The following is a 23508-nucleotide window of genomic DNA, read 5'->3' on the forward strand; positions in this document are numbered from 1 at the left end:
TAGCTAATGCATATATTTCCATATCACTGGAAGGAAGAAAATCCGGTAACGCCATTTATTCGTAGCTTAAGGCTGTACAACCGCTATCCGGTTTTAATTCAATGAAAATTCCTGCCTCTTGATGGTAAATGAGTGGAAATCGCTCCGTATCTACATCTTCACGCACACCTCTTGAAAGCCGCCATACCTGAAGCGGGACTCCTTTCCCCCATAAGAATAATCGGTCGCCAGAAACGACCATATCCGCTTGGGGATATGGATAAATCCCGTCTTCTTCAGGCTTACAATTTAGTGGAGGGATCGCAGGAAGCACTCGTCGATACCCTGGCTGAGTCATATCGAATAGGACAACCGCCGGTTCCACTCCTTCCTCTCCCCAATCTTCCTCCTCCAGTAAATCGGCATCCATCTGTCCCCAAACCGCCAATGTATCAGGTCCTGTCCAGCACACTGGCCCATCCCAATCTATGGTTTGCCAAAGATGGCGAACTGACGGACCATTCTCCGATTCCCATGAGTTCAGCAGCCAATTAGATAAGGACCAAGTTCGGACTACTCCTAATGGAGCCCATACCCATCCCGTATCCGCAATCCACTTTCCCTCTGGAGAAGTCAGGAGCCTCCCATGAAAATAATCTAGATAATGCTCATCTTTGTTTTCGCTGTTATAAACTGGGGTAGGTCTTGCTGTCAAAAGCCTCCCTGTTTCTACATCCGTCAGATCCAGCCGATTCCATTCCGTACCATGAACAAGGATACATGCACCGTCTTGATGTACAAAGGCCAGGGGGAACATACTTTTATCGTAGTGGTATTCGTCCCGTGATAATTGCATTTTTTCTTGAGCATGGACTAAATCATACACTGCCGCATGTCGGCCAAATCGATTGGAGATCGCCACGTACTTGCCGTCAGGACTGGTCACCATTTGGACAGGTTGCAGGGGATTAAAATCAGGAATACAAATATGTGTGCATAATTCTGCGCTGCCAGAGCGAAGTTCTAGTCTCCACAGTTCTGCCTGTGTGTTTAGTGCTAGCAGGGTTATGCTTCCCTGAGAGCCACCCTTTAGTGGATGAATGGCCGTAAGACGTCCGATAGTCTGTGGTAAATCGGGTAAAGAAACGTGATGAAATGGCATCATTTAACCCCTTTTAATCTGGATAAATAATAATTTATACCCGTATTTGTGAAGCTGGATTTATCGACAAAAAATCTGAGTTCAAGCAATGCAGTCAATACTTTCATAAAAACTCCCGGTTTTTTCTTACATAATAGTTTAAGATATGTAATTTCGCTAGGATTAATTTTGAGAACAAAATAGGAGTAATTCATCAAGATCATAGTGGAGATGAACTGCTCTGTTGGAGATTGATGCTCATTGATACAGTCGATCAGCACCTCTAATACCCTATTTTTATTAGAGTTATAGGCTTGTATAAACATCGTTGCTTCTGCAAACGGCTTGTTGAAATCGTCATACGGAAAATCATATACATCATGACTGCCTAGGATGAAGCTGACCAACTGACCTTGCAAAATTTTTATTTTTCCTAGCGCTGCCCGGGTATCCATATCCATCTCATTTTTGTTAATATGCTCATGCAACATGTCAATTAGAATGTGCATATCATACTGTTGTGCGTCTTCCATCCTGTACATCATCTTATTATTTTCAATCGTTAGACGATCATAAATGTCATCCCCTAAACCCAATTCAAATAAGAGATGATGAAGGAAAAATAGTCTGTCCTGAGTAAGCGAGAATTCATCGCCTCTCTCTGCTAGATGTGAAACTTGATATTGATAATAAAAACAACATAAGTTTTTTCGGCTATAAACAGCATCTTTATGTATATCAAAAACGTTAAAAATGAGTGCAAGCAATCGAATCAGACGTTCAGCATCCGCTAAGCTTAGAATGGGATGATTCATTTTTGTAAATAGCGACCTATCAAACAGATCATGCCATCGCACTAAAGAAATATGACTCTGCTCATTTATATTCAGAGTTAGTATTCTTAAATTTTGCTCTTGATCAGGATAGGAATAAAATAGATCTTCATGATTCAAATCAGAAATGCGCTCATTAAAGTAGGCTCTTAATTTGTAATCGTATATTTTAGAAAATGACATTTCTCTCCTCCTTACATAGCAAGCCAAACTTCATGTTGAACCTGGCATCACACATTAATCCGAACTCCTATATTGTAAAATTAATCTGGATCGACTGGCAAGGCGGTATAAATACAGAAACATATGTTCTTCATTTCTATATTATGATATCTTTATGCTAGGAATGAAACGTTATGACGAAGGTCATAGCCTACGATTAGAAAGGAATGAACACCTATGAAACAGCTAAGCGAAGCTCTAACCCGGTTTGTACACCAGCAAAACTTATATAATGCAGCCTACGGGCTGTTCCAAGACCACTATATCCAGCCCCGTTCAGAGAGTATAACAGATTGCTGGGACAAGCGGATTCCTCTATCCCCTGAGCTGGAGTACCTATATAGCCATTATGAAATGATCGATGCTAAGGCAGCGGGAACACACAAATTAAAAAATGCAGCCGTTGAAATCGGGGATGCTGCTGTTCTCTTTTTTGTCGCACCAGAACATTTATATCGCCAACAGCTGGGCTATCGCTTCATTACATCTGGAGAGCTTGTTCATGAGTCATCTTCGTGGCCCTCCCACCATGTTGTAATTGCCACGTTTAATGATGATCCAGTCATTGTCGATACTAGCGCACCTGCTTCCCCTGTATATGCTGCAATTGAAGGTGGCGCAGCGCAGCAAGTTGCTGACTCTTTAGCTAACTTCTTTACGGCTTTTTCCATCCTGATTGAAGGTGCCTGTACCTTTAAGGGAGAATTGATAGATGAAGATACATACGAAACCAAAGTAGCATATATCGAGCACGTAAAACCATTGCTACATCATTTGTTGGGCGAAAACCAAACCACGTATTTGCTGAATTACCTATCCCTTTGTTAGAATTCCTTTTTGTTTAAAGAGAGGTGGAGCTTTTTATGATCTATATCGCATTACTGCGGGGCATCAATGTGGGCGGCAATAACAAAATCGAGATGAAGAAGCTCAAGCAAACGTTTGAACATGCAGGTATGGGGCATGTGACGACTTACATTAATTCTGGAAACATTATTTTTTCCAGTCAGGAGCGGCCCAACCAGGAGCTATCGCTCATACTGGAACAGGCGATTCTGGAGGATTTTAGCTTACCCATCCGCGTCATCGTCCGTAATATGAAGGAGATTCAGAGCATTATGGAGGCACTGCCGAATGAATGGGCTAATGATACACAGATGAAAAGTGATGTAATGTTTCTGTGGGATGAAATTAACGATATTTCCGTTCTGGACAACCTTCCTTTAAAACCGGGAATTGGACATGTCATCTATACGACCGGAGCCATTCTGTTTTCTGTCAGCAAAGAACAAGTCACAAAAAGCGGTTTAACAAAATTAGTAGGCACTAAGCTGTATCAGCAAATGACGGTACGGAATGTGAACACAACCCGTCAGATTTATAAGCTGATGCATGAACTAAACACTGAATAATGGGAGAAAAAGCACTGTGACAAACCTACAAAATCAAAAACAAGTATATATAATCCACGGATACACAGCTTCGCCAACAGATCATTGGTTTCCTTGGTTACAAGATAAATTACAGGAAGACGGGGTTTCGGTAAATATACTAGATATGCCCAACTCGCAAGCCCCCAAACTTAATGAGTGGATTGAGCATCTATTGCAAAATATTAAAGCTTTACATAAAGACACCTATTTTATTGGTCATAGCTTGGGTTGTGTATCCATATTAAGGTACCTGCAGCAAGTCAATATCCCGGAACCACTAGGTGGTGCCGTTTTCGTTTCCGGTTTTACTGATCCATTGCCAAGCCTGCCGTCATTAGATGAATTTACAAATGACCATTTGGATCATCAGCAGATCATGGATTCGCTAAAAGCGCGTGTAGTTATAGCTTCAAAGGACGACGCGATTGTCCCCTTTGCACTTAGTAAGAAACTAGCGGAAGATATCCAGGCTGATTTTCACGAATTAGATCATGGAGGACACTTTTTACAAAGTGACGGCTTTACCACCTTACCGATCGTCTCTCAAGTTTTAATGGAAATGATAAATGAAAATAAGTAGCGTTAAAAACCCGCAAAATAGACCTGGCAAAAAGGGTCCAGCTTGCGGGTTTTACATTTTCTACTGGATGAATTAGGGGGAATAAAGCGTATGTTTAGTCAAGATATCAATACAATGCCCATTTTTCCGTACACAGCTCTATAAATGAATGGGCAACCTGTTCACATTCGTCATATCCCAAACCACCAGAATGAGCAAAAAGAATGGGATATTCATTGTTTCTTTTTTCCTCTCTCATATCAAACATATAGTGGTTACCGCATCCATCCATCGCAAACGACACGGCACCCGGCATATACTCTGGCAGCTCGTAGGCGAGGTTCATTTCTCTCAAATCTTCAGTATTGAAAAACTGGAAATAACGTTCTCCATTTTGAAACTCCCCGCCGTTAGAGTATCTCAAAAAATCCATATAGCTATCAGGAAATTGCCCTTGGGGCAAATGCCAGCTCACAGGATCTAAAGGTTTATATTGATCATGGAATGGAGACGACTTTGGAAAAGGGTTCACTTGTCTTTGCTTGATTTCGTGAATTTCCTGCTCCGATAGCTTGATGTTCCATGTGCTCAAAAAATTCGCGATTTGTTCACCAGTTGCTTCCGGACATTTTATAAATTGATGTTCAAAGTGAATACTCCACATAATAACCACCCTCCTACCTTGACGTCTCTAAAAGTTGTTTTTGCTACATTTTTCAACCTTTTCCATCTTTCCCAACCCATTCAGCCAGACTTTCATGAGGTTGAAGGTTCTCACGTTTATAGTAAAAAACGGTCTTGAGCTCGTAATCTAAGCTTTCCGCAGCAATGAAAAATCGGGTACCAAACGTTTGATCCTCCATACAAATCACAGGCCCCTCAAGAAATCCGTAAGAGACAGTTTTTAACATTTCCAATTCCTTGTCATTAGCCAGTCTAAAGCATTCAATTGAAAATACACCGCCCGGACAGGAAAGAAACGAGACCTCGTAAAATGTAATCTCTATGTTGTGATAATAGCTAAAGTCAAAGCTCCCTGCTAGTACCAGCTTGGGGCGACTTGTATAATCATAAATGTAGTAATGGTCAATGTTATTTTGAGAAAGTATTTCATTCAGCTGCATCAGTTTGGATTGAATGGAATGATTCATGATCTTATGTCCCCCTCCCCACTCGCGGCTATTCCCGATCCGTCACCGCCTGCCACGCTTCTGTTAGTGCTATAGGTGATTTGTGGCTGGTCTCTCCGCCACCTTCCTGAGTCCATAGCGGCGGATAATAAGCAAATACCTCTCCTGGCTGAAGTTGCTCCATATCCGACTGCCAACCATTCCAACGGAATGTCTGGTAGAACAAGCCCAAATCTCCCTCAGCCAACCAGCTCAAGAAACCGGAATAGGCCAGCTCAGTGGATTCCCACTCCAATGCATCCGGTGCAAAATAGTAGATATGGCCGCTACGTCCAAACTTCCCTGTATCCAATCCAAAGAAGCCACCTGCTGCATCATAGGCCACAATCAGCATTCCCCCAAGTGCAGGAACGCTCGCTGGCTCTTGCAGCCCGTTCCACGAAGCCAAACTACCGTAAATTTCAGGCCCACCTGCACCCAGTAAGGTGATCCATCCGTGGTCAAATATGATCCCTCCTGTTTCATAGGCAACCGTTCCCAAGTACGATTTTGTGCTCACTTGCAAACGGTAGAGCGAATCTCCCCTAGCAGATTCCGATTCTGCCGGTACAATGCGAAATGGATTATTCCCTTCTTGCAGAATGTTTCTGACCTCTTCCCATGCATGGTTGTCCTGATCCATTAGCTCATCAACCGTTAACGTATGCATATCCATTCTCCTTCCTGTATTCCGTATCTATCTTTCAACCTGTGAACTGATTTTCGAAAACCTGCGTTTGCTCTAAAATCACCCACTGATTCAGCTCGTCGTAGCCTTGGACAATCGCCGTGATCTCATGCCTCGGATACATCCACTCGGATGGGGCCTTTTCCGCATATGAATGGGTGTCTGCCAATCCGACTGCATTGTGCTGGAAAATATGAATTAGTGTTCCGTGTGGAAAAAAGGCTTCAATATATCCAGTTACCTTAGTCCCAACCGGCAGTGCGGTTTTGACTTGATGCCATTCCTTGTTGGAGGTGTGAAGATTGCTGGACCAGATTTCTTCAAACTCTTTTTTTGTAATTTTCGTATAATAGGGCTCTGTATCATCAATCGCTTTCTCTGCTAACAAGAAATGATATTGCTCGTGCTTACGATTAGAAGCAATAAAAGTACCGTCATCCTGGATCACAATTTGCCGATAGGCTACGCCGTCTGAGTCTATTTCAAAATACCAGGTTCCCATGCCTGGTTCCGGACAATCTTTAAGATATTTCATTCGTACCTCCTAAAAGGATGTATAACCGTGTCATTTCATCTTTCTTTTTCCGCTATAAGTCCTTGTCAAATATGCGAGATATTCCGAACGCGTCAGTCCTCCTGTTTGGCAATTGAACTCATCGTACGAAATGTCTTCCGGGAATCCGAATTCGGCCAGTACTTTTCGGCGCTCTTCCCGATACAACGGGTTATCCAGCGTGTGGTGCCACTCCCGCTCTTCCCAAGGACCAAAACAGTCTGCAATGACACCTGAATATACACCGTTATTTAACAATTCGCGCGAAGACTTGAACACTGTCCTTTCTTCCGGTTTGGAAATTGTGCCCGTTCCCCAGGACAGTCTATATATTCTTTCTTTACTGCTATCTATGCTACTGCCGTAACCAATCGGAAACACAATATCCTCTTCCGCCAACGCTTTATGCCCTATCCGCTCGTAGGACCCTCGCATAAAGGAATCATCCATGACAATCCAGGTTGTATCAGATAACGGGGCGGATGTGATAGATTCCAAAGCTGTTGAACGGTCACGACTTGTACACAAATACGGACGTACGAACAAAGGCATTGTCATGACACTGTTCCATATGCTCTCCTTTGCAAACAACTGATCCTTTTGCATTTGGCGCAAATCTCCGACGACCAGTACATAGCCATCTGTAAAAAGGTCTATTTCCACGCGGAAGATGTCTCCCGGAATGGTTTTATAACGCAGGTTTTTCATATGCTTCAATCGTTTCACCTTACGATCATAGTCGTTAGGCACAAGCGACGGGTAACGTTGAAGCCAATCGATGATCTCTTCTTTACTATGTAAATGCTCACATCCAGTGATGGGCAATCTCACGCCAGTTTTGCTATTCACAGCAGTAACATAACTAATATTACGATCTCTTCGAATGCCTGCTGAAAAGGACACACCTTCTGCTGTGATGCTCGAAACACTTGTATAATTCAGTTTTTTCTCTTTGCCACGAGCCGTTTTAGGCAGAACAAATGCCCGATCACGAGTAAAAATCTCTACATCAGCTTCTCCATAAGCATCCTCTTTGGAAGAAATTCGCTTGCGAATAACATCTCCATCCATACAAATAAAATATCCTTCTTTAATTTCTACTACGTCCCAATGTTCTTCCAGCGTCTCCAGCCCAAAATAGGGTCGTAACGCGTTCGTTAACCAACTATTCATCTGCTCCTCCTGTTCCGAGTACAATTCAGTAGACTTCATTTCTGTTATTCCAGAAATTATAACATAACACGGCATGTAGCTCGTTTATTCATACATTGTTCTAGCTTGGACCAACTCCTCCTGAATCCAGCTACTGCTGGTAGACAGTTGGAGCAAGTCGGCCGTGATCTGTTTGATCTGTTCTTGCAGCACGTGTGGCTGATCTGTTCCTTCCAGAAAGCGACTCATAAAATGAAGAAAAACGTCTACCTTCCTAAGCAGCATTAACACAGGCAAAGCGTCAACCTCGGATTGGCTTAAACGAACCTGACGGCTGAAGCCCCGGCAAAAATCACGAACAGCTGTCGTTTCCTCCGGTTGTCCCAAAAATCCTGATAAAATGACCGCCGGATCCATGACCCGAACGTCCAGCGTACAAAATTCAAAATCAAGCAGTACAGCCACCTGACTAGGGTCAGAATCCTTTACCAACAAATTGGAAGCGTTCAAATCTCCATGTACAAGCTGATGCGGCAACTCTTCCAATGCATGAAGTGAATCTATAATCTCTTCATATACTTTTCCTATCAAACGCAGCTCCTCATGGAAATCTTTTAGAGGCTCCGGCGGGTTTAAACAAAAGCCTTGGATTACTTCCCGGTTACATAATGGATAGGATTGCTGCAAAGCATAATACGGCCGATAGACTGGAGTCATATCAAGATTGAGTGTTTCAAGTGCAGCAGATAATTCGCCAGCAGCCTCGCCAAAAGAATAGGCAAAGCTAGGATCCTGCTCCGATGGGGATGTGCCTTCTATGTATTCGAACAGACACACATATTTTCCACTATCCTTCTCAACCTGTGCAAGTGTCTCTCCCGTAATCGTTCGGATTGGCATTGGAACCCTGAATGATAGAGAATGCCTGCTCAGTTCCTGCAAAACCGCATGCTCAAATTCGATTTTGTTCCGATCCCTGTGTGTATCGTAGATGCGCAGTACCCCACTTCGCCCACCGCTCTTAACAAAATACGTCGTATTATTCCAACCTCCGGTTCGTCTCTGTAGTGTCCCGTCCCACTCCGGCCAGTGCCGTCTTAATACCGCTTCCAAAATGTATCCTCCCTATTAAACATCCGCTTATGAATTTGCCGATATTATAACAAATATAGACGCCCATTAGAATTGGACGTCCTTGTGTATCCTTCATTTCCTCATTTGTTTGTTTCGGATATTCTGCGGGGTGGCACCATACGCTGTTTTAAATTTTTTATAGAAAAAACTCATGCTGTTATATCCGACCTGCTTAAAGATCATTTCGAATGGCAGGTTGGTATTGACTACCAAAGAATAGGCCGCATTAAGTTTAATGTTGGCAATAAGCTGCGTGTAAGTAAGACCGGTTACTTTTTTCAACTTATTACTTAAATACGTACTATTGTAATTAAAATGAGTAGATAATTGCTGGAGGCTTAAATGCTGATAATGCTCTTCCATGTAATTCAGAATAGAAGTAATATTACTTTCCTGCTGGTTTAAGTGAATATTATGCTCGCTTTCCAATACACGGACCAATTCCCCAAATACAATGGGCAAATAAGCCTTGACCAGCTCCATTGAATCCTCTTGCCTGGAAAAATATTCGATCAAGATTCTACGCAATATATATTGAAGGTTTTCATTATGCTGTGACTCAAAAATAATAAAGTGATTATGATGCTGATGCTGGAGGACTGAATTGGCAAGAAACTCGCCGATCAAACTTTTTTTCTTAGATAGCCGCTGTAGAAATAGGGATGAAATCGTTTCTCTTTGCAGGAGGATATTAATCAGTATATCGTTTTCTCCCAAAGGTGCGATGCTGTGCGGTACATCCTTATCGAGGACACACACTTGGCCTTCACAAAGCTCAATTTCTTTACCCGCTATGATTTGGTTGCACTTACCTGAGTAAACATAGTTTAACTCAATAAATTCATGCATGTGCTCCAGCATCGGAGCAAACCTGTTGTGCTTGCTAATATAAATATCATGTTCTCCGAAGAAAAATAAAGCAGGCATTCGATACATATTCTGATTTATATCAAAAAATCGCTCATTTTCCGATTCTTTGGAGAGATCATTAATCACTTGATTGTTTTGCTGTTGTAAAAGTTCAATTTCAGTTTTACTTCTCAGCAACTGATCCAACTCATGAAGGTTCATAAACACAGACTCCTCCTTCAGACTCCCATTAACTGTGAACTGCCGTCTGTGTTTTGCTTCCCTTTCCTCTAATAGCGATTCCCAGACAGAGGAGCGCAGCAATCATAAATACAATCGCAGAGACGAGAAAGGAAAATGAGGCAGTTTCATTCCCAGACAACACCCCAACTAACTTGATAACATAAGGCGAAGCAAACGCTCCCAAATTGGAGCCTACCATTGCAATCGAAATAGATATCGTCTCACTGCCTTTAGGTACGATTTTAGTTAGTATCGTAAAAATATAAGGAATAAACAGCGCAAAGCTAAAGCCAATGATCAGCATGGCAACCGTAACCATGGTCACATTCTGAGCAAACCACAGCAGAACAAAACCTGTCGCTGTTAATAAACTGGAGATAAAAGGTGCGTAATTTCTGAACCATTTATATATTCTACCGAACAAGAAGCCTGCAATCATAGTTGACAAGGAGAACAGCGTCAAAGCGGTCCCTAAAAACCCTGCGTTAGGCATACTCTTTTCAGCAATCATAATACCTGTTTTGGTATACACAATCATGATAAAGGTCATAAACAGGAAAAGTGCAGCCCCTAATCCAAGTACAGGTAGGGACATTCCCCCACTCTTTTGGCCCGTTCCTGTCGTGCTCGCTGTAGGCTCCTCACGCTCTGGTTCAGGAATGATAAAAAAGAACAACAGTGCGATAGGAATCGTGATCGCATAGCACAAAAAGGCAAACGGCCAGTCGATTAGGGCAAGCTGTCCTGCCACAAAGGTAGCCAAGCTGCTTCCGAGCCCTTGTACAGCGCTTTGAAAACCTACCAATTGAGCACGTTCATCCCCTTCAAAAAAATCACTAATTAAACTGACAGCCAGCGAATTGAACATCCCCAGACCTGCACCTAGCACCAAACGCAACGCGAGAATCCATGTAATGTTCGTAGTGAGCATAGGAAGTATTCCGCCGATGACCACGAGCAAAAGTCCTAGCAGGACTGTATTTTTTTACCCAAGCGGGAAGAGATCGGGCCACTCAACAGCACAAACAGCATCATCGAGAAAGATGGGATTGTAACTATGCTTTCAATCAGTGAACTGGAGACTCCCGGTAATTGGTTCAGCATCATCGGGATGATAGCTGAAATAGCACTCGCTGATGTCAGGACTAAGGAAATGGACAACAATGCTGTTTTAAACCATATTTTGTTTTTAATATTCATCAAGCTTCTCACCTCTAGTCTATGTTATTTGGCCTCTGGTTGTATTTGTACTGGAACGTATACTGTCCAGATCCGACGGTAAACGTCAATTCATGATCTCCACTCAGTTGGAAAATCGCCTGTTCTCCGGGAGAACCTAATTTCCCGGCCAGCTCTTGTGGCACATTACCAGGCGGATACTGAATCGACGGGTATTGCGTAGTAATGGTCTGTTGTAATGCATCTGGCTCTAGAACGCCCGGAAGCGTAATCTCAGCTGTCGTATTATGTGGTACGTGAACCGTCATCCGTATTTCTTCATTCACGATTTCCCAATGGACAGCAACCTCACCATAAGGTGTCTCCAGCTTGCCATGGGCCGAAGTAAGATTAACAGGCGGTTTGGGTGCTAACCGTGACTTTTTGTAGCCCGCTTCAAGCACATCGATTCCGGCAATATTTTGGTACATAAAGTCTCCAACTGAACCGTACGAATAGTGATTGAACGAGTTCATATCGGTGCTCCAGAACGAGCCGTCCACTTTGATACTGTCCCAATGCTCCCACATGGTCGTTGCTCCCCGTTCAACCTGATAGAGCCAAGAAGGATAATCTTTCTGAAATAAAATTTTATAAGCTATATCTGTATAGCCATTGTCGGATAAAACCAGGCATAGATAGGGTGTGCCTACAAAGCCAGTATCCAAATGCATATCATTTTTTTCTATCAGCCGTACGAGTTCCTGAACCACTTGCTTTTTATATTTTTCTGGTACCAATCCGAAGTGCAAAGCCACAACCTGTGCAGTCTGGGTATTAGAAGTCAGTTTGCCAGCGTCATCAAAATAACGATTCGCAAAAGCGCTTCTAATCCCCTCATGCAAGCTTTGATAGGTGTTGTAATCGGTATACCGATTCAGCAGTTTGGCCGTCTGCGCCAAGATATGAGTCGAATACGCAAAGTATGCAGTCGCTACCAGCATTCCATCGGTCGCTCCAAAATAGCTCCCTTCCTCGCTATCCAGCGCCAGCCAGTCTCCCAGCTGCAAACCAGTATCCCACAGATGTTCCTCGGTCCCCTGGGCACGAATATAATCGACCCATGCTTTCATACTGTCATACTGCTGAGCTAGAATTTGCTTATCCCCGTAACATTGATAGATCGTCCACGGACATATAACTGCTGCATCTCCCCATGCGGCTGTCGTTTGGTCCATATTGTCTGCAAAGGTTCCTTTGAGGACATCCGGCACGACAAAAGGCACAGCCCCATTCTCCAGCTGGTTGTAAGCCAAATCTTTCAGCCACTTTCGAAAGAAGGAAGCACTATTCATATTGAAGCTGGCCGTTCTGGCAAAAATCTGTGCATCGCCGGTCCAGCCTAATCGCTCATCACGTTGCGGGCAATCGGTCGGCACATCCAGGAAGTTCCCCTTTTGTCCCCATACAATATTGTGCTGGAGTTGGTTCAGCTTTGGATCGGATGTCTCGAACAAGCCAATCGTCGCCATGTCTGAATGCAAAACAACGCCTGTAAAATCTTCAATGGCTACGCCAGCCGGAAAGCCCTCAAGCTTCACATACTGGAAGCCTTGAAAAGTGAAATGCGGCCTAAATATCTCCGTCCCCTTGCCGCTGCAAATGTACGTAATCTGCTGCGCTGCATCACGAATATTATCTCGGTAAAAGTTCCCTTGCTGATCCAGTACTTCACCATGAACCAGATTCAGAACCGTACCTTCGGGGGCTTCCACTTTAAATTCCAGCCAGCCTACCATATTTTGACCCAAGTTAAGTACTAGTTCGCCTTTAGGAGTCCAAATCAGTTCAACAGGCTTTAATCGGTTCATTACACGGACAGGCTCGTTCTCCTGAGCAACCAGATGACTTAACGGAAACGGGGCGACCTGCATCATTTTCCGTTCGTTCAAGAAGCGATGTTCGGCTGCCTGCTGCTCCAGTCGAGCATCATAGATTTCGCCGTTATAAATATCTGACATCAAAATGGCACAGCTCGTTTCCTCCCAGGAAGAATCAGAGCAAATGAGTTCTGAACGGCCATCTTCATAGCTAATCTTCATTTGAAATAGCAAAGCATTCGTGTTCCCGTAGGTATCCTTGCGCTTTTGCCAGCCTAGATAGCCGCTGTACCAGCCTTCTCCCACCGTGGCTGTGATGCGGTTATGTTGTTCTCGAACGGTAGAAGTCACATCATAGGCTTGCACCTGAACACGATCGTTATAATCTGTCCATCCCGGGGTAAAGTAGGCATCGCCTACTCTTTGTCCATTGAGCTCCAGCTCATACAGACCAAGGCTTGTGGCATAAATGACTGCTTTTTTCACTTTTCCCTCAACTGAAAAACACTTGGAAGCAGCAAAAGGGGCTCTCGTCTGAAACTTTTCATGGATGCTTCGCTCCTGCACTGTAATCCATTGTGCCTTCCAGTCCTGCTCATGGAGCAGCCCCATTTCCCAAAAGCCAATCTCACTCCATTCCGATTCCTCGGGTTCGGTGTCACCCGCTCCCTGAGCCCATACTTTTACCCGGTAATGATATCTTTGTCCTGATTCGAGTGGAGGACCTTCATAGGGAAACAAAATGGATTGTTCCGAATAGGAAAAATGATTCCAGAGCAGCGGTTCAAAAGCGGGATTTATGGCTACCTGCAATTGGAAGCGTTTTTGGAAAACATATATGTTGTCAGATTCAATTTGCCAACTTAATCGAGGCTTTAGACAACCCAGTCCAATCGGATTGTTTACATGTTCACATCTAAGCGCTTTCACTTTTAGCATCTTATGTCCTCCCTGAGATCTTCTTTTGTGTTTCTATACTCAAATTAAAACGCTTCCATTAGTTGTGCGCAATGTTGTATCCCTGCATGTTGTATGCTTGATTTACAGGTATTGAATGTCCATCCCTCATATCGAATCTTAAAATGGGTCTATTAGAAAAATATGTACGTGTGACAGCGCAGTACTCAAAAGGAAAACTCTTGTTTTTTGTACATATGGATTGTAGTATTAAGCCGATCAGTGAAAGGAGAATTACAGTAATGGAAACGAACTACAAAAAGCTGCTGGATCAGATGATGGCACCCTATGATAAAATGCTGCAGAGTCTAATAAGTGATCACGCCGATTTTTCGAAGGTTGACTATTTGGAGCAACACAGTGAGGAATATGGAAAAAGTGATGCCAATTATACCCATCGCTTGAAGGTGCTTTTGGCTATGTATAATCGTGAGGATCGAGATTCCCCGCATTACGAACCGATTGTGAGAAGGCTGCTCGTTAATGAGATTATAGATAGGGAAACGAACAGTTTTCAGGGGATTGGCGATGCTCTATACTATGCCGTTTTTTTACTGCAAAAGTATGAGCGTGAACAGGACCAAATTTTGTTCCAGCAGGCCAAGAAAGCCAATTTCGATACATACGCCGGGTTTGATCCTGAGTTGATTTTGGAAACATATTTATTCAGCAAAGATACAGCTGATCTTGAAGATTGCATCAATATCGCGAGTGAACTCGGGGAAGATGTATACCTATCATTATTTATTGATTTGTGGATCAGAGAGCAGACGGATTGGGACAAAGAAAATTTGCGGACACTCGTTTATCATGAGAGATGGCGCAACCATCCAGAAGGTGAAATTGAAGCCCTCAAAAAGCTGGCTGAAATGGAGAAAATAGAAGAAAATTCTAGTAACTACTGTTCTACTGCATCCAGCTTGGCAGAAAAGCTCATTGAAACAGGACGATGGGATGAAGCTTGGGAAACGATGGCAACCATCATTCCGCTTATTACGAAGGAAAAAGAATGGTTCCTGTACGGACTTGGCCGCAATATAATTACAGCCTGTATCCACATCATCATGCATTTTGGAGCAAAAAGCCGACAGGCTACTTCGTTATGGCAAACGATAAAAGGGGTTCTTCAACCTGCCGCTAACAATATGGGGACCATTCAATATCAGCTTGCTGTATCTGTCAGCAAATTTATGGGTGATACCAAATTGGAGCAAAAGTTACTCAGGATTCGGAAGCAACGTCAATAATCCAGTTGCCATAAGGAGCCTGTCGCATGCAATGTAAAGAACGAGGCATTTGACCCAGCAGCTCGCTTTCCAGTTGCCCATCGAAGCGAGGGGCAGCGAAAATACGGATTGCAGTGCATTGCCTTCCTCTACAGATTTCCGGTCACGATAATACCATCTGCTTGCTTCAAATGCGCTCTGACCCATGCTGTAAAGGAATCGATAAATATGCGTAATTCTGGCTCCTTGGCAGGCCAAGCATCCAATTCCGTTAATATTTCATGCCATACCGACGCCTGAATCGGATTATCCCAGCAGGCATCAAAATCCTCATACGTTTCCCCCGTGTCAGGATCGACAAGTGGATATTTGGACTTTAACACAGACAGCACGATATCAAAGTCATCTGCGTAGATGAAGATCATCTCCTCCAGCTTTGGCTCATCTGTATCCCCATAGCGCAGCGGTTCAAAAGTATATCCAATATTGGCTCTTGGACCACTATAGCGATAGATTAGTGTCTGAATCTCTGTTTTTCCTTTCTTAGTCACTCTCTCTTACTCCTCTCTTCGGCTACAACTCGAACCAATCCGCAGCGCATTTCTCTTCTTCCAGTGCCCTACACATTCCTTCCCTCAACCTCATCGCATCTCCGCCGCCGATATGAAATAGACAATAGATATAAGGTTCATCATCTTCTAACCCTTCAATATTCCTTGCCTCTTCCACTGAAACCTGGAGCGCTTCAGGCCAATCAGAATTATTCTGAAGCAGAACAAAACCATCCTCATCCCTTTGCATCCGATATCCGTCAATCCTAGGCAATGCTTCAGCTAAGCGTTCCATTAGTGCTTTAATATCCTTAACATCTGCGACCTTAATTCCATACTCCCACCCCATCTGCATTCCTCCAATTTTATGAACTCCTCCTTAATTAGAACCACCCCTAAATTGGGTTTCACCTTCTCATTCACCTCAGGAAATTCACTTGGATTCAGTCATAGTCCGCATATAAGAGGTATTCCTTACAATGCCTGCACTGAAATAAATAACCCCGCAACGATCCGTCACGTTCCATGCTTTCTCGTATTCGACTCTTAGCCTCTTCTTCATTATACAAAGCCAGAATAGGCATAAACATCAGGTTGACATCATTTTCTATTTCTCTACTAACAAGTTCCTACCAGCCCACAAAATCTATAAAAACACAGTAGTCATCACAGTGATCCAGCCACGCGGCGGTCTGCCATGCCTCATAACCGGGAGTCCGATGCAGTAGCTCATCCAGCTTTGGTTCCTCCAATTGTGCACAGCAAGCAGGGTCATGAAATGTTCCCTGTAGCATGCTCGCAGCGCTACCATTCGCAATACACCAAGGACAGATCACCTCATAAGATAATGCTGTATAAAAGGGACCCGCGTACCAGATATCGGTCTGCCGTCCACAACAGGAACACGTTTTCAAAAAGCCTGATTTAAGGATTTGAGTGCGTACAGGGTCTTGATGATAAGTAAACACAGGGAGATCGGAAGTTTTCTTGCGCTTGGCTACTTTGATTAAAGGCTTAATCACCGGCAGTCGAATCGGGCTATTAATCATCTCTTGAATACTCCACTGTTTCTTCAAATCTGCTTTATTTTTCCGGTTCATGACGGACATAAAAACCTCTAGCGCCTCTTCGTATTGATGCAGGTGAAGATACAACTCTGTCAAAATTCTGGCAGCCTGCTCGCTTTCTAAGCCCTCAAGCTCTTCCTTCAATTGGTACATGGCTTGTACAGCCTCGGGACTGGGTGCGTACAAACTATATCTTTTGTTTAGTGCCACCCATTTTTGCTGGATTTCCATAAGCCCCCCACTTCCTTCTGATTTTCCTGAAATTTCTTATAACTTATTATAATAGATATAGGCTTCCGGTGAGTATACCCCGGAAGCCTATGGATTCATCTAACCAATCTTTTATTTATTTTGCCTTATGAGGAACAGGCTCACTATTCCCGTTTCTTTTTCTCACTACCCACATAATAACAGCCATAACAGCTACCAAGACTGCTATAAGCGTAAAGGGAATATATTTGTCCACTCGATACAAGGTGGTCGTCAAAATAGGAGCAATGATCGCGGAAATTCCCTGTACCGCAGCTACCAGCCCCGCTGCTCCCCCTTGCTGCTCTTGACTGACTGAAAGCGAAGCACCTGCCATAAAACCGGGCATCAGTAAGCCTGTGCCTATGCCAAACATAAAGAACGCTGCATAGTAAACGACCAAGCTGGCTGAAATCAGAAATAATGCCATTCCAGCAATCAGGAATAGAGAACCAAGTAAAATCATCGGCTTAGGCTGCCATTTAAGCCATTTCATCTGGATGATCTGCACAATCAGCATCGCTGCCCCGGAGAACATAAGTCCAAAGGACACGACTCTTGCTGTTTCTTCGGATGTAAGACCTAACTGATCTTGAAAATAAAAACCACCTATAACCTGAATAGTCACAATACTTATCATCGTAACCAAGCCTGCAAACAAATACATTCTTAGACCTGGCTGGAGGGGGTTAATTCGAGCGGGTTTTTGCTGAATAACGGGCTGGGCCGCCGGAATCGCCAGCAGAGACACCACGAATGCAACAGCGGCAATGACAATTCCAAAATATAAGGGCCATAACAGCCCTATTAAAGTAAAGGCACCTGCAATCGCGGGACCAAATACCAGCCCAAGCCCATTCGCCGCACTAATAATAGCCATACCATTTCCACGCTCTTCTCCTTCCGTTACATCTCCCATATAAGCTTGGGACGATGACAACACCGCCGGGATAAAGCCGCCAATTAAGCCGCGTGTAACAATCAGCAGGACTAACAGCAGCCCCCCACTGAGCCAACCATTTAATCCTGCAAAAAGAGTAAGTGTAAACAACAGGCAGCTTACACACATCCCTATGAAACCAAGCAGAATCACCGGCTTGCGTCCCTTTGCATCACTTAGATTTCCCCATACTGGAGCCATTAAGGCCATCGTTATAGAACCAAGCGATATAATTAATCCGGAATGGCTTTCTCTTAAGCCTAATTCACGAATAAGGGGCGGCATAATTGGAGCAATGAGCATGAGCCCTAGCATAGCCACAAATACACTGAAAAAGATGCTCCCTTTTATTCTATTCATCCTCGCACACTCCTCTGTTAAAGATTCTCTCTATGCAGAAGTATACGGAGCATACCAAAACGCTACTGCCTATAGACGGATAAATTTGCGGTTAAACGGATTTAATTTTGCGTATAAAACAGCAGCCAGTCTTCAGACAGTAAAAAATGGCCTGCATTCTATGGCCCAATGGGCGTCGTTAATTATAGAGTCGCTCTTTCGTTGTGAAATGAACTACATCGGTCTCTTCATCGCTGACTGGATGGAAGGGCTTCATTTCCTGGCATGTTATTACGATATATGATGTACAGTCTTTTGCCTTTAGTAATTAGCGTAGCTGTGGGTTGAGTCTGTATATCGATGTCTAAGGGGGAAATCTCAGTGAAAACAAAAATAGGATCAATCATGAAGGTAAGATCGTTAAGAACGAAGTTAACCATAATGTGCTTGATTATTTTAATTGTGCCCACATTCGTGATTGGAATCAGTTCTTATGTTGTTTCCAAGAATGAAATGAATGAATCAGGCAAAGTAGCACTTAAGAATAGTGTGCAAATGGTAATTGGTATGATTAGTTTCCTCAATGGGCAAGTCGAAGCCGGTAATTTAACATTGGAAGAAGCACAGGAAAAACTGCGCATCGAGCTGTTCGGTGTAAAAGATGCTAATAACAAAAGACCGGTAAAGATTAAATATACTGTAGGTAAAACAGGTTATCCGTGGGCAGTCAACCAAGATGCGGTTTCAGTGATGAACCCTTCAAATGAAGGCCAGGATTTAATAAATGCCGTATCGGAAGACGGTGTGCATGTGGGAAAAGAGTTTGTAGAAGCCGGTACAAACGGCGGTGGATTCGTCACCTATAAATGGGCTTTACCTGGTACAGATCAAGTGGAGACGAAAATTTCGTACGTTGAAAGGGATCCTTATTGGGGATGGATCATCGGTTCTGGAGCATATTTTAACGAATTTAACAGCGGGGCGACCAAGGTCCTTTATATTGTCCTGATTATTACGACTATTGCAGTTATTCTGGGAGCAATTATCGTAAGCTTTGTTTCGGGACGTTTTACGAAGCCTATTATCATGATTGCAAAGCGGCTTAACTCAGTTGCGGACGGTGATTTAACGGTCGAAGAAGTCAAAATGAATTCAAAAGATGAGGTTGGCGAGCTGGCACAGGATTTCAATCATATGATTAAAAATATTAGATATTTGATCGGTGAAGTAAACCTGTCCACAAAGCAGGTAGCAGCTTCCTCGAAAGAATTAACCCTTGGTGCAGAGCATACTGGGCAGGCAACCGAGCATATCACCATCGCGATTCAAGAATCGGCGGCCGGTGCGAAGGAGCAGCAACTGATGCTCCAGAAGACAACCAGCTCGCTTGAAGAAATTTCAATAGGCATGCAGCGGATCACGGATAGCTCCTTGACTATTGCTGAATCGTCTGCAGACGCGATGGAAATGGCGAGCCTTGGCGGTACTGCTGTACAACATACGGTGAAGCAAATGGACTTGATTAACCATTCCGTCAATGAAACCGATGCGGTTATGAGGATGCTGGATGAACGTACTCAACAGATCGACACGATGCTGCATGCCATTACGGATATCGCACAGCAGACCAATCTGCTTGCCTTAAATGCTTCGATTGAGGCTGCCCGTGCAGGCGAAGAAGGCCGCGGTTTCTCCGTAGTTGCTTCAGAGGTAAGAAAACTGGCCGAACAATCGAACCAGTCTTCTGGGCAGATTTCTGAGTTGATTCAGAATATGCGCAAAGATATGGAGCATTCGCTTCGGACCATGGAACGCGTAAAACAGGATGTCGACTCCGGCATTAAAATTGCTAATGAGACGGAGCAGCAGTTTAACAAAATTGTGACGTCCACCAATCATATCGCACAGCAAACGGAAGAGCTCGCGAGCATCACGGAGCAAATAACCGCAAGTGTCCAGGAAATTTCAGCAAGCGGAGAAAACGTATCGAGTCTGGCGCTTCAAGCGGCGGACAACTCGCAGAATATTGCAGCGTCTGCAGAGGAGCAGCTAGCTTCGATGCAGCAGATCACCAGCCTGGCAACGACCTTGTCGGATATGTCACAGAAATTACAGGATCTGACGGTCAAATTTAAATACTAACGGAATAATTCTTTCCAAAATATCACGCTAAACTGTCATTCATATTATGAGGTCAACCAGTTTTTTCTGGTTGACCCTTTTCGCATTTGCTCTGAGAAATTACGGAAAAGCTCGCAAATCGTGATCCCCTTCTAGCGATGTGAATTGAGCACGCGGTTTTTGTCGATTTGGTTCAGAATTGGTTCAGAGGCATTTAGTATAGTAAATCAGTAATGTAAGAAAGAAAATTATATTAGTAGGTTAGTCATCATGGAGGATTTAGTCAGTTCATCGTGACACCGGAATTTTATGGAGGAAATTTATGAGTAAAATCAAGTCTTTTTGTTTATCTTATCTTGCTGTTATCGTCTTATTTGGAACCTGGACATGGAGTTTTTCCGAGAGTATTGTGTATGCAACCTCCTCATCAGCACCTAGTGTAACGGATGCGGTGTATGCTACTGAAACCACGGTAACGAGTTGGACAAATCCTTCTAAACAAGGTCAATCCGTAACGTTTAGCATCAAAACCATCTCAACCCCACAAATTACGAAAGATTTAACCGGCTCGGTTATCCTTATGGACGGTACGGATATATTAGATACGCTGACGATGAGACCAAATGGCATTGCGAATGGATATGCCACTGCGACCTACACCACAAGCGATTTAAGTGTGGGAAGTCATCCGATTACTGCTATATATAGTGGGGATGCTCGATTTGCCCCCAGTACATCTGAGCCATACATTCAGGTCGTAAATGCATCTGCGCCTACACCTTCACTGAGACCTACAGTAACTACAATATTGAGTTCGCTGAATCCGTCTAATCAAGGTCAGGAAGTAAGGTTTAGCTTGAGGACAACCTCAAACCCACAAACTTCGGGCGATTTAACCGGAACGGTCATCCTTATGGACGGCACGAATATATTAGATACGCTGACGATGGAGCCAGTGGGCATTTCGAATGGCTATGCCAATGCGTACTACACTACAAGCAACTTAAGTGTGGGAAGTCACGCAATTACTGCTATATACAGTGGGGATGCTCGATTTGCTCCGAGTACATCTGAAGCGTATATACAGGTTGTAAATGGAAATGCAGGCACGGGTGATATTAGCAATAACGACAGCAGCAGTAGCAATAAAAAAGATAAGAAGGATAACGCGGATAGCAGTGATTCATCTTCTTCAAGTGAAACAACCGCATCTTCATCACCATCGGCTTCTTCAACGGTTTTACCGACTGCGGAAATCATGCCAGTAGAGCAATCCGAGGTTGCGCATGAAAAATATATAACGGGTTATCAGGATGGTACATTCCGACCGGACCAGTCAATTACACGAGCTGAAACCGCCGCGATGATGGCTAGGATTATGAAGTTGGAGACAAAAGAAGGCTCAACGACATACAAAGATGTACCTAGCACGTATTGGGCAAAGGATTCGATTATAGCACTTACGACACAGCACCTTATGAATGGATATGCAGATGGAACATTTCGACCAGAGCAACCCATTACCCGTGCAGAAATGGCAGCAATACTCGCATCCTGGAAGCAGCTTAAAGGAACGCAAACCACAGCGTCTCCTTATACCGATATCGAAAAGCATTGGGCAAGGGATTCCATTGTAGCGTTAGCTAATGCAGGATGGATTACCGGCTATAACGATAACAGCTTCCAACCCAATAAATATATAACACGAGTAGAAACGGTTACCATTTTGAACACCATCTTAAAACGAGGACCCCTGGAAGGAACAATTCGGGCTACTTGGAAGGATGTACCAGTAGATTACTGGGCATTCAAAAATATTGAAGAAGCGTCTCGTACCCATACGTCAACCATCAATACAGATGGCATTGAAACTTTCGTGAAATAAGCACCAAATAAAAAGGCTGGAATCCTATCTATACAGGGTTCCAGCTTTTTGTTACCTTGATATTTTTTTAAAATGGTCAAAACAGAATTTTTAAAATACTTTCTTCAAAGATGATGGTTTCACTCCGTATTCCCGAAAAAATTGCTCTGAAAATGCACTCACATTACTGTATCCTACAGCCATCGCAGCTTCTGTTACATTGCTTTCCTGGCTTCTAAGCAGCTTCATCGCATAATCAAGACGAATTTGGCGCAAATATTCAAATACAGTCGTTCCAAAACATGCTTTGAATCTTTTTTTTAATTTAAAATCGTTTAATCCAATTCTTTTGGATAATGCGATCAGTGAAGGAGGATCAATCATGCTGGATTCAAGGATTTGCCGAGCCATATGCAACTTTCTGACATCTTCTTTAGATAAGCCTTCGGGCATGGGAGTTAAATCAAATAATTGAATCATAAACCTATTCAAAATCTCTAGTGCCGCTGCTTCCATTAATAAAGGCGATCTATGCACACTTTTCAAATCTTTGATCAAATGTTCAATCATCACTATACTTCTGTGATCCAGCTCAAAACTAAGGTGATGGAACGCAGCACCCTTCAGAATTTGTTTAAATTCAATAGCTACCTGGCGACGAGCCGCCAACTGTGAAGCCGCATAATTAAACAACGAAACAGGAATGCCAAGTGCAAAGGATTGGTATTGTTCGTTAATCGGAGGATGAAAACGTGCTTTGAAATCCTGTAAAAAAATAAGAGCACCCCACCCTATCGGGAGCGTGTAGTCCAGACCAGCTATATTCACATGACGTTGACCCGAAAGTGCAAATTGAAGTTCAATCATTTGTCCTTTGGAAGCAAAGTTCGTCTGGTAAGGCTCGTGATATTGGATATGCGAATACACAATCTCGATACCGCTGTAAGTCGTAACTCTGTAGATATGTCCGTCACCTGCTTCCGGTAACATCATATACGTATGCTCGTTTTGTTTTCTAAACGGAGTTTTTTCCAAATAATGCTGATATATTAATGATAACGAATTTGAATTCACAAGCGTCCACCTCAAAGGTTTTCATTCATTTTGATGATTCAAATGAGAATCGTTATCATTAATATTAGCTGAATTTGAACGATTTGACCAGGCTTATTGGAGTATGCTGTGAAGATATCCGGGGGAA

The 23508-nt window shown here is 43.4% G+C and carries 22 protein-coding genes and 1 pseudogene; 6 read left to right on the forward strand and 17 right to left on the reverse strand.

The genetic code is table 11. The features are described from left to right. Positions 1 to 55: 55 nt before the first annotated feature. On the reverse strand, positions 56 to 1141 hold the full coding sequence (locus ACYCS5_RS03560) for a hypothetical protein (protein WP_459760806.1): 1086 nt from the start codon (positions 1139 to 1141) through the stop codon (positions 56 to 58). After that, positions 1141 to 2136: a hypothetical protein gene (locus ACYCS5_RS03565; protein ID WP_459760807.1), complete on the reverse strand. Its 996-nt coding sequence runs from the start codon at positions 2134 to 2136 to the stop codon at positions 1141 to 1143. The genes ACYCS5_RS03560 and ACYCS5_RS03565 overlap by 1 nt, the downstream gene beginning before the upstream one ends. 216 nt (positions 2137 to 2352) lie before the next feature. Between ACYCS5_RS03565 and ACYCS5_RS03570 the strand changes: the two genes are divergently transcribed. Genes ACYCS5_RS03570 through ACYCS5_RS03580 form a run of 3 tightly spaced genes read left to right on the forward strand, consistent with a single transcriptional unit; the run spans position 2353 to position 4188 of the window. Then, on the forward strand, positions 2353 to 3003 hold the full coding sequence (locus tag ACYCS5_RS03570; protein WP_459760808.1) for a hypothetical protein: 651 nt from the start codon (positions 2353 to 2355) through the stop codon (positions 3001 to 3003). 35 nt (positions 3004 to 3038) lie between these two features. Further along, positions 3039 to 3587 (forward strand): DUF1697 domain-containing protein, encoded by a 549-nt coding sequence (locus tag ACYCS5_RS03575; RefSeq protein WP_459760809.1) that lies wholly within the window; start codon positions 3039 to 3041, stop codon positions 3585 to 3587. A gap of 16 nt (positions 3588 to 3603) precedes the next feature. Further along, on the forward strand, positions 3604 to 4188 hold the full coding sequence (locus ACYCS5_RS03580; RefSeq protein ID WP_165149781.1) for an RBBP9/YdeN family alpha/beta hydrolase: 585 nt from the start codon (positions 3604 to 3606) through the stop codon (positions 4186 to 4188). Between the two features lie 106 nt (positions 4189 to 4294). Here the strand turns inward: ACYCS5_RS03580 and ACYCS5_RS03585 are convergent, their stop codons facing one another. The 10 genes from ACYCS5_RS03585 to ACYCS5_RS03630 all read right to left on the reverse strand — a co-directional run bounded on the left by ACYCS5_RS03585 (position 4295) and on the right by ACYCS5_RS03630 (position 13932). Next, positions 4295 to 4831 carry an SMI1/KNR4 family protein gene (locus tag ACYCS5_RS03585; RefSeq protein ID WP_459760810.1) on the reverse strand — a complete coding sequence of 179 codons (537 nt, stop codon included), beginning with the start codon at positions 4829 to 4831 and terminating at the stop codon, positions 4295 to 4297. Between the two features lie 52 nt (positions 4832 to 4883). Beyond that, positions 4884 to 5318 (reverse strand): hypothetical protein, encoded by a 435-nt coding sequence (locus ACYCS5_RS03590; RefSeq protein WP_459760811.1) that lies wholly within the window; start codon positions 5316 to 5318, stop codon positions 4884 to 4886. A gap of 28 nt (positions 5319 to 5346) precedes the next feature. Then, on the reverse strand, positions 5347 to 6006 hold the full coding sequence (locus tag ACYCS5_RS03595) for a DUF2625 domain-containing protein (RefSeq protein ID WP_459760812.1): 660 nt from the start codon (positions 6004 to 6006) through the stop codon (positions 5347 to 5349). 34 nt (positions 6007 to 6040) lie between these two features. Then, on the reverse strand, positions 6041 to 6559 hold the full coding sequence (locus ACYCS5_RS03600; RefSeq protein WP_029515484.1) for a hypothetical protein: 519 nt from the start codon (positions 6557 to 6559) through the stop codon (positions 6041 to 6043). Positions 6560 to 6589: 30 nt separating this feature from the next. Further along, positions 6590 to 7750, reverse strand: coding sequence for an immunity 26/phosphotriesterase HocA family protein (locus ACYCS5_RS03605; protein ID WP_459760813.1), 1161 nt, complete (start codon positions 7748 to 7750; stop codon positions 6590 to 6592). Between the two features lie 84 nt (positions 7751 to 7834). Then, positions 7835 to 8842, reverse strand: a complete 1008-nt coding sequence (locus ACYCS5_RS03610; protein ID WP_459760814.1) for a phosphotransferase — start codon at positions 8840 to 8842, stop codon at positions 7835 to 7837. Between the two features lie 93 nt (positions 8843 to 8935). Further along, positions 8936 to 9934: an AraC family transcriptional regulator gene (locus tag ACYCS5_RS03615; RefSeq protein ID WP_016324605.1), complete on the reverse strand. Its 999-nt coding sequence runs from the start codon at positions 9932 to 9934 to the stop codon at positions 8936 to 8938. 28 nt (positions 9935 to 9962) lie between these two features. Then, complete coding sequence (locus ACYCS5_RS03620) at positions 9963 to 10886, reverse strand: MFS transporter (RefSeq protein ID WP_459760815.1); 924 nt, start codon at positions 10884 to 10886, stop codon at positions 9963 to 9965. A gap of 35 nt (positions 10887 to 10921) precedes the next feature. Then, positions 10922 to 11155: a hypothetical protein gene (locus tag ACYCS5_RS03625; RefSeq protein ID WP_459760816.1), complete on the reverse strand. Its 234-nt coding sequence runs from the start codon at positions 11153 to 11155 to the stop codon at positions 10922 to 10924. A gap of 14 nt (positions 11156 to 11169) precedes the next feature. Beyond that, complete coding sequence (locus ACYCS5_RS03630) at positions 11170 to 13932, reverse strand: family 78 glycoside hydrolase catalytic domain (RefSeq protein ID WP_459760817.1); 2763 nt, start codon at positions 13930 to 13932, stop codon at positions 11170 to 11172. Between the two features lie 260 nt (positions 13933 to 14192). Between ACYCS5_RS03630 and ACYCS5_RS03635 the strand changes: the two genes are divergently transcribed. Further along, positions 14193 to 15197, forward strand: coding sequence for a hypothetical protein (locus tag ACYCS5_RS03635; protein WP_029515490.1), 1005 nt, complete (start codon positions 14193 to 14195; stop codon positions 15195 to 15197). Between the two features lie 128 nt (positions 15198 to 15325). On the opposite strand, the gene ACYCS5_RS03640 is transcribed toward ACYCS5_RS03635, so the two are convergent. The 4 genes and pseudogenes from ACYCS5_RS03640 to ACYCS5_RS03655 form a co-directional block, all read right to left on the reverse strand. Beyond that, positions 15326 to 15727, reverse strand: a complete 402-nt coding sequence (locus tag ACYCS5_RS03640) for a hypothetical protein (RefSeq protein ID WP_459760818.1) — start codon at positions 15725 to 15727, stop codon at positions 15326 to 15328. A 22-nt stretch (positions 15728 to 15749) separates the two neighbouring features. Continuing rightward, complete coding sequence (locus ACYCS5_RS03645; protein WP_341039741.1) at positions 15750 to 16076, reverse strand: hypothetical protein; 327 nt, start codon at positions 16074 to 16076, stop codon at positions 15750 to 15752. Positions 16077 to 16170: 94 nt separating this feature from the next. Further along, positions 16171 to 17025: pseudogene (locus ACYCS5_RS03650) on the reverse strand (CbrC family protein). Between the two features lie 115 nt (positions 17026 to 17140). Further along, the gene (locus tag ACYCS5_RS03655; protein WP_459760819.1) at positions 17141 to 18343 is read right to left on the reverse strand and encodes an MFS transporter; all 1203 of its coding nucleotides are present in this window, start codon (positions 18341 to 18343) and stop codon (positions 17141 to 17143) included. Between the two features lie 360 nt (positions 18344 to 18703). Here ACYCS5_RS03655 and ACYCS5_RS03660 point away from each other — a divergent pair, with 360 nt between their 5' ends. After that, positions 18704 to 20464 carry a methyl-accepting chemotaxis protein gene (locus ACYCS5_RS03660; RefSeq protein WP_459760820.1) on the forward strand — a complete coding sequence of 587 codons (1761 nt, stop codon included), beginning with the start codon at positions 18704 to 18706 and terminating at the stop codon, positions 20462 to 20464. 301 nt (positions 20465 to 20765) lie between these two features. Further along, the gene (locus ACYCS5_RS03665; RefSeq protein ID WP_459760821.1) at positions 20766 to 22328 is read left to right on the forward strand and encodes an S-layer homology domain-containing protein; all 1563 of its coding nucleotides are present in this window, start codon (positions 20766 to 20768) and stop codon (positions 22326 to 22328) included. Between the two features lie 90 nt (positions 22329 to 22418). Here ACYCS5_RS03665 and ACYCS5_RS03670 read toward each other — a convergent pair whose 3' ends face one another. Beyond that, positions 22419 to 23381 (reverse strand): helix-turn-helix domain-containing protein, encoded by a 963-nt coding sequence (locus tag ACYCS5_RS03670; protein WP_459760822.1) that lies wholly within the window; start codon positions 23379 to 23381, stop codon positions 22419 to 22421. Positions 23382 to 23508: the final 127 nt, after the last annotated feature.

The sequence above is a fragment of the Paenibacillus sp. SEL3 genome (assembly GCF_054602585.1).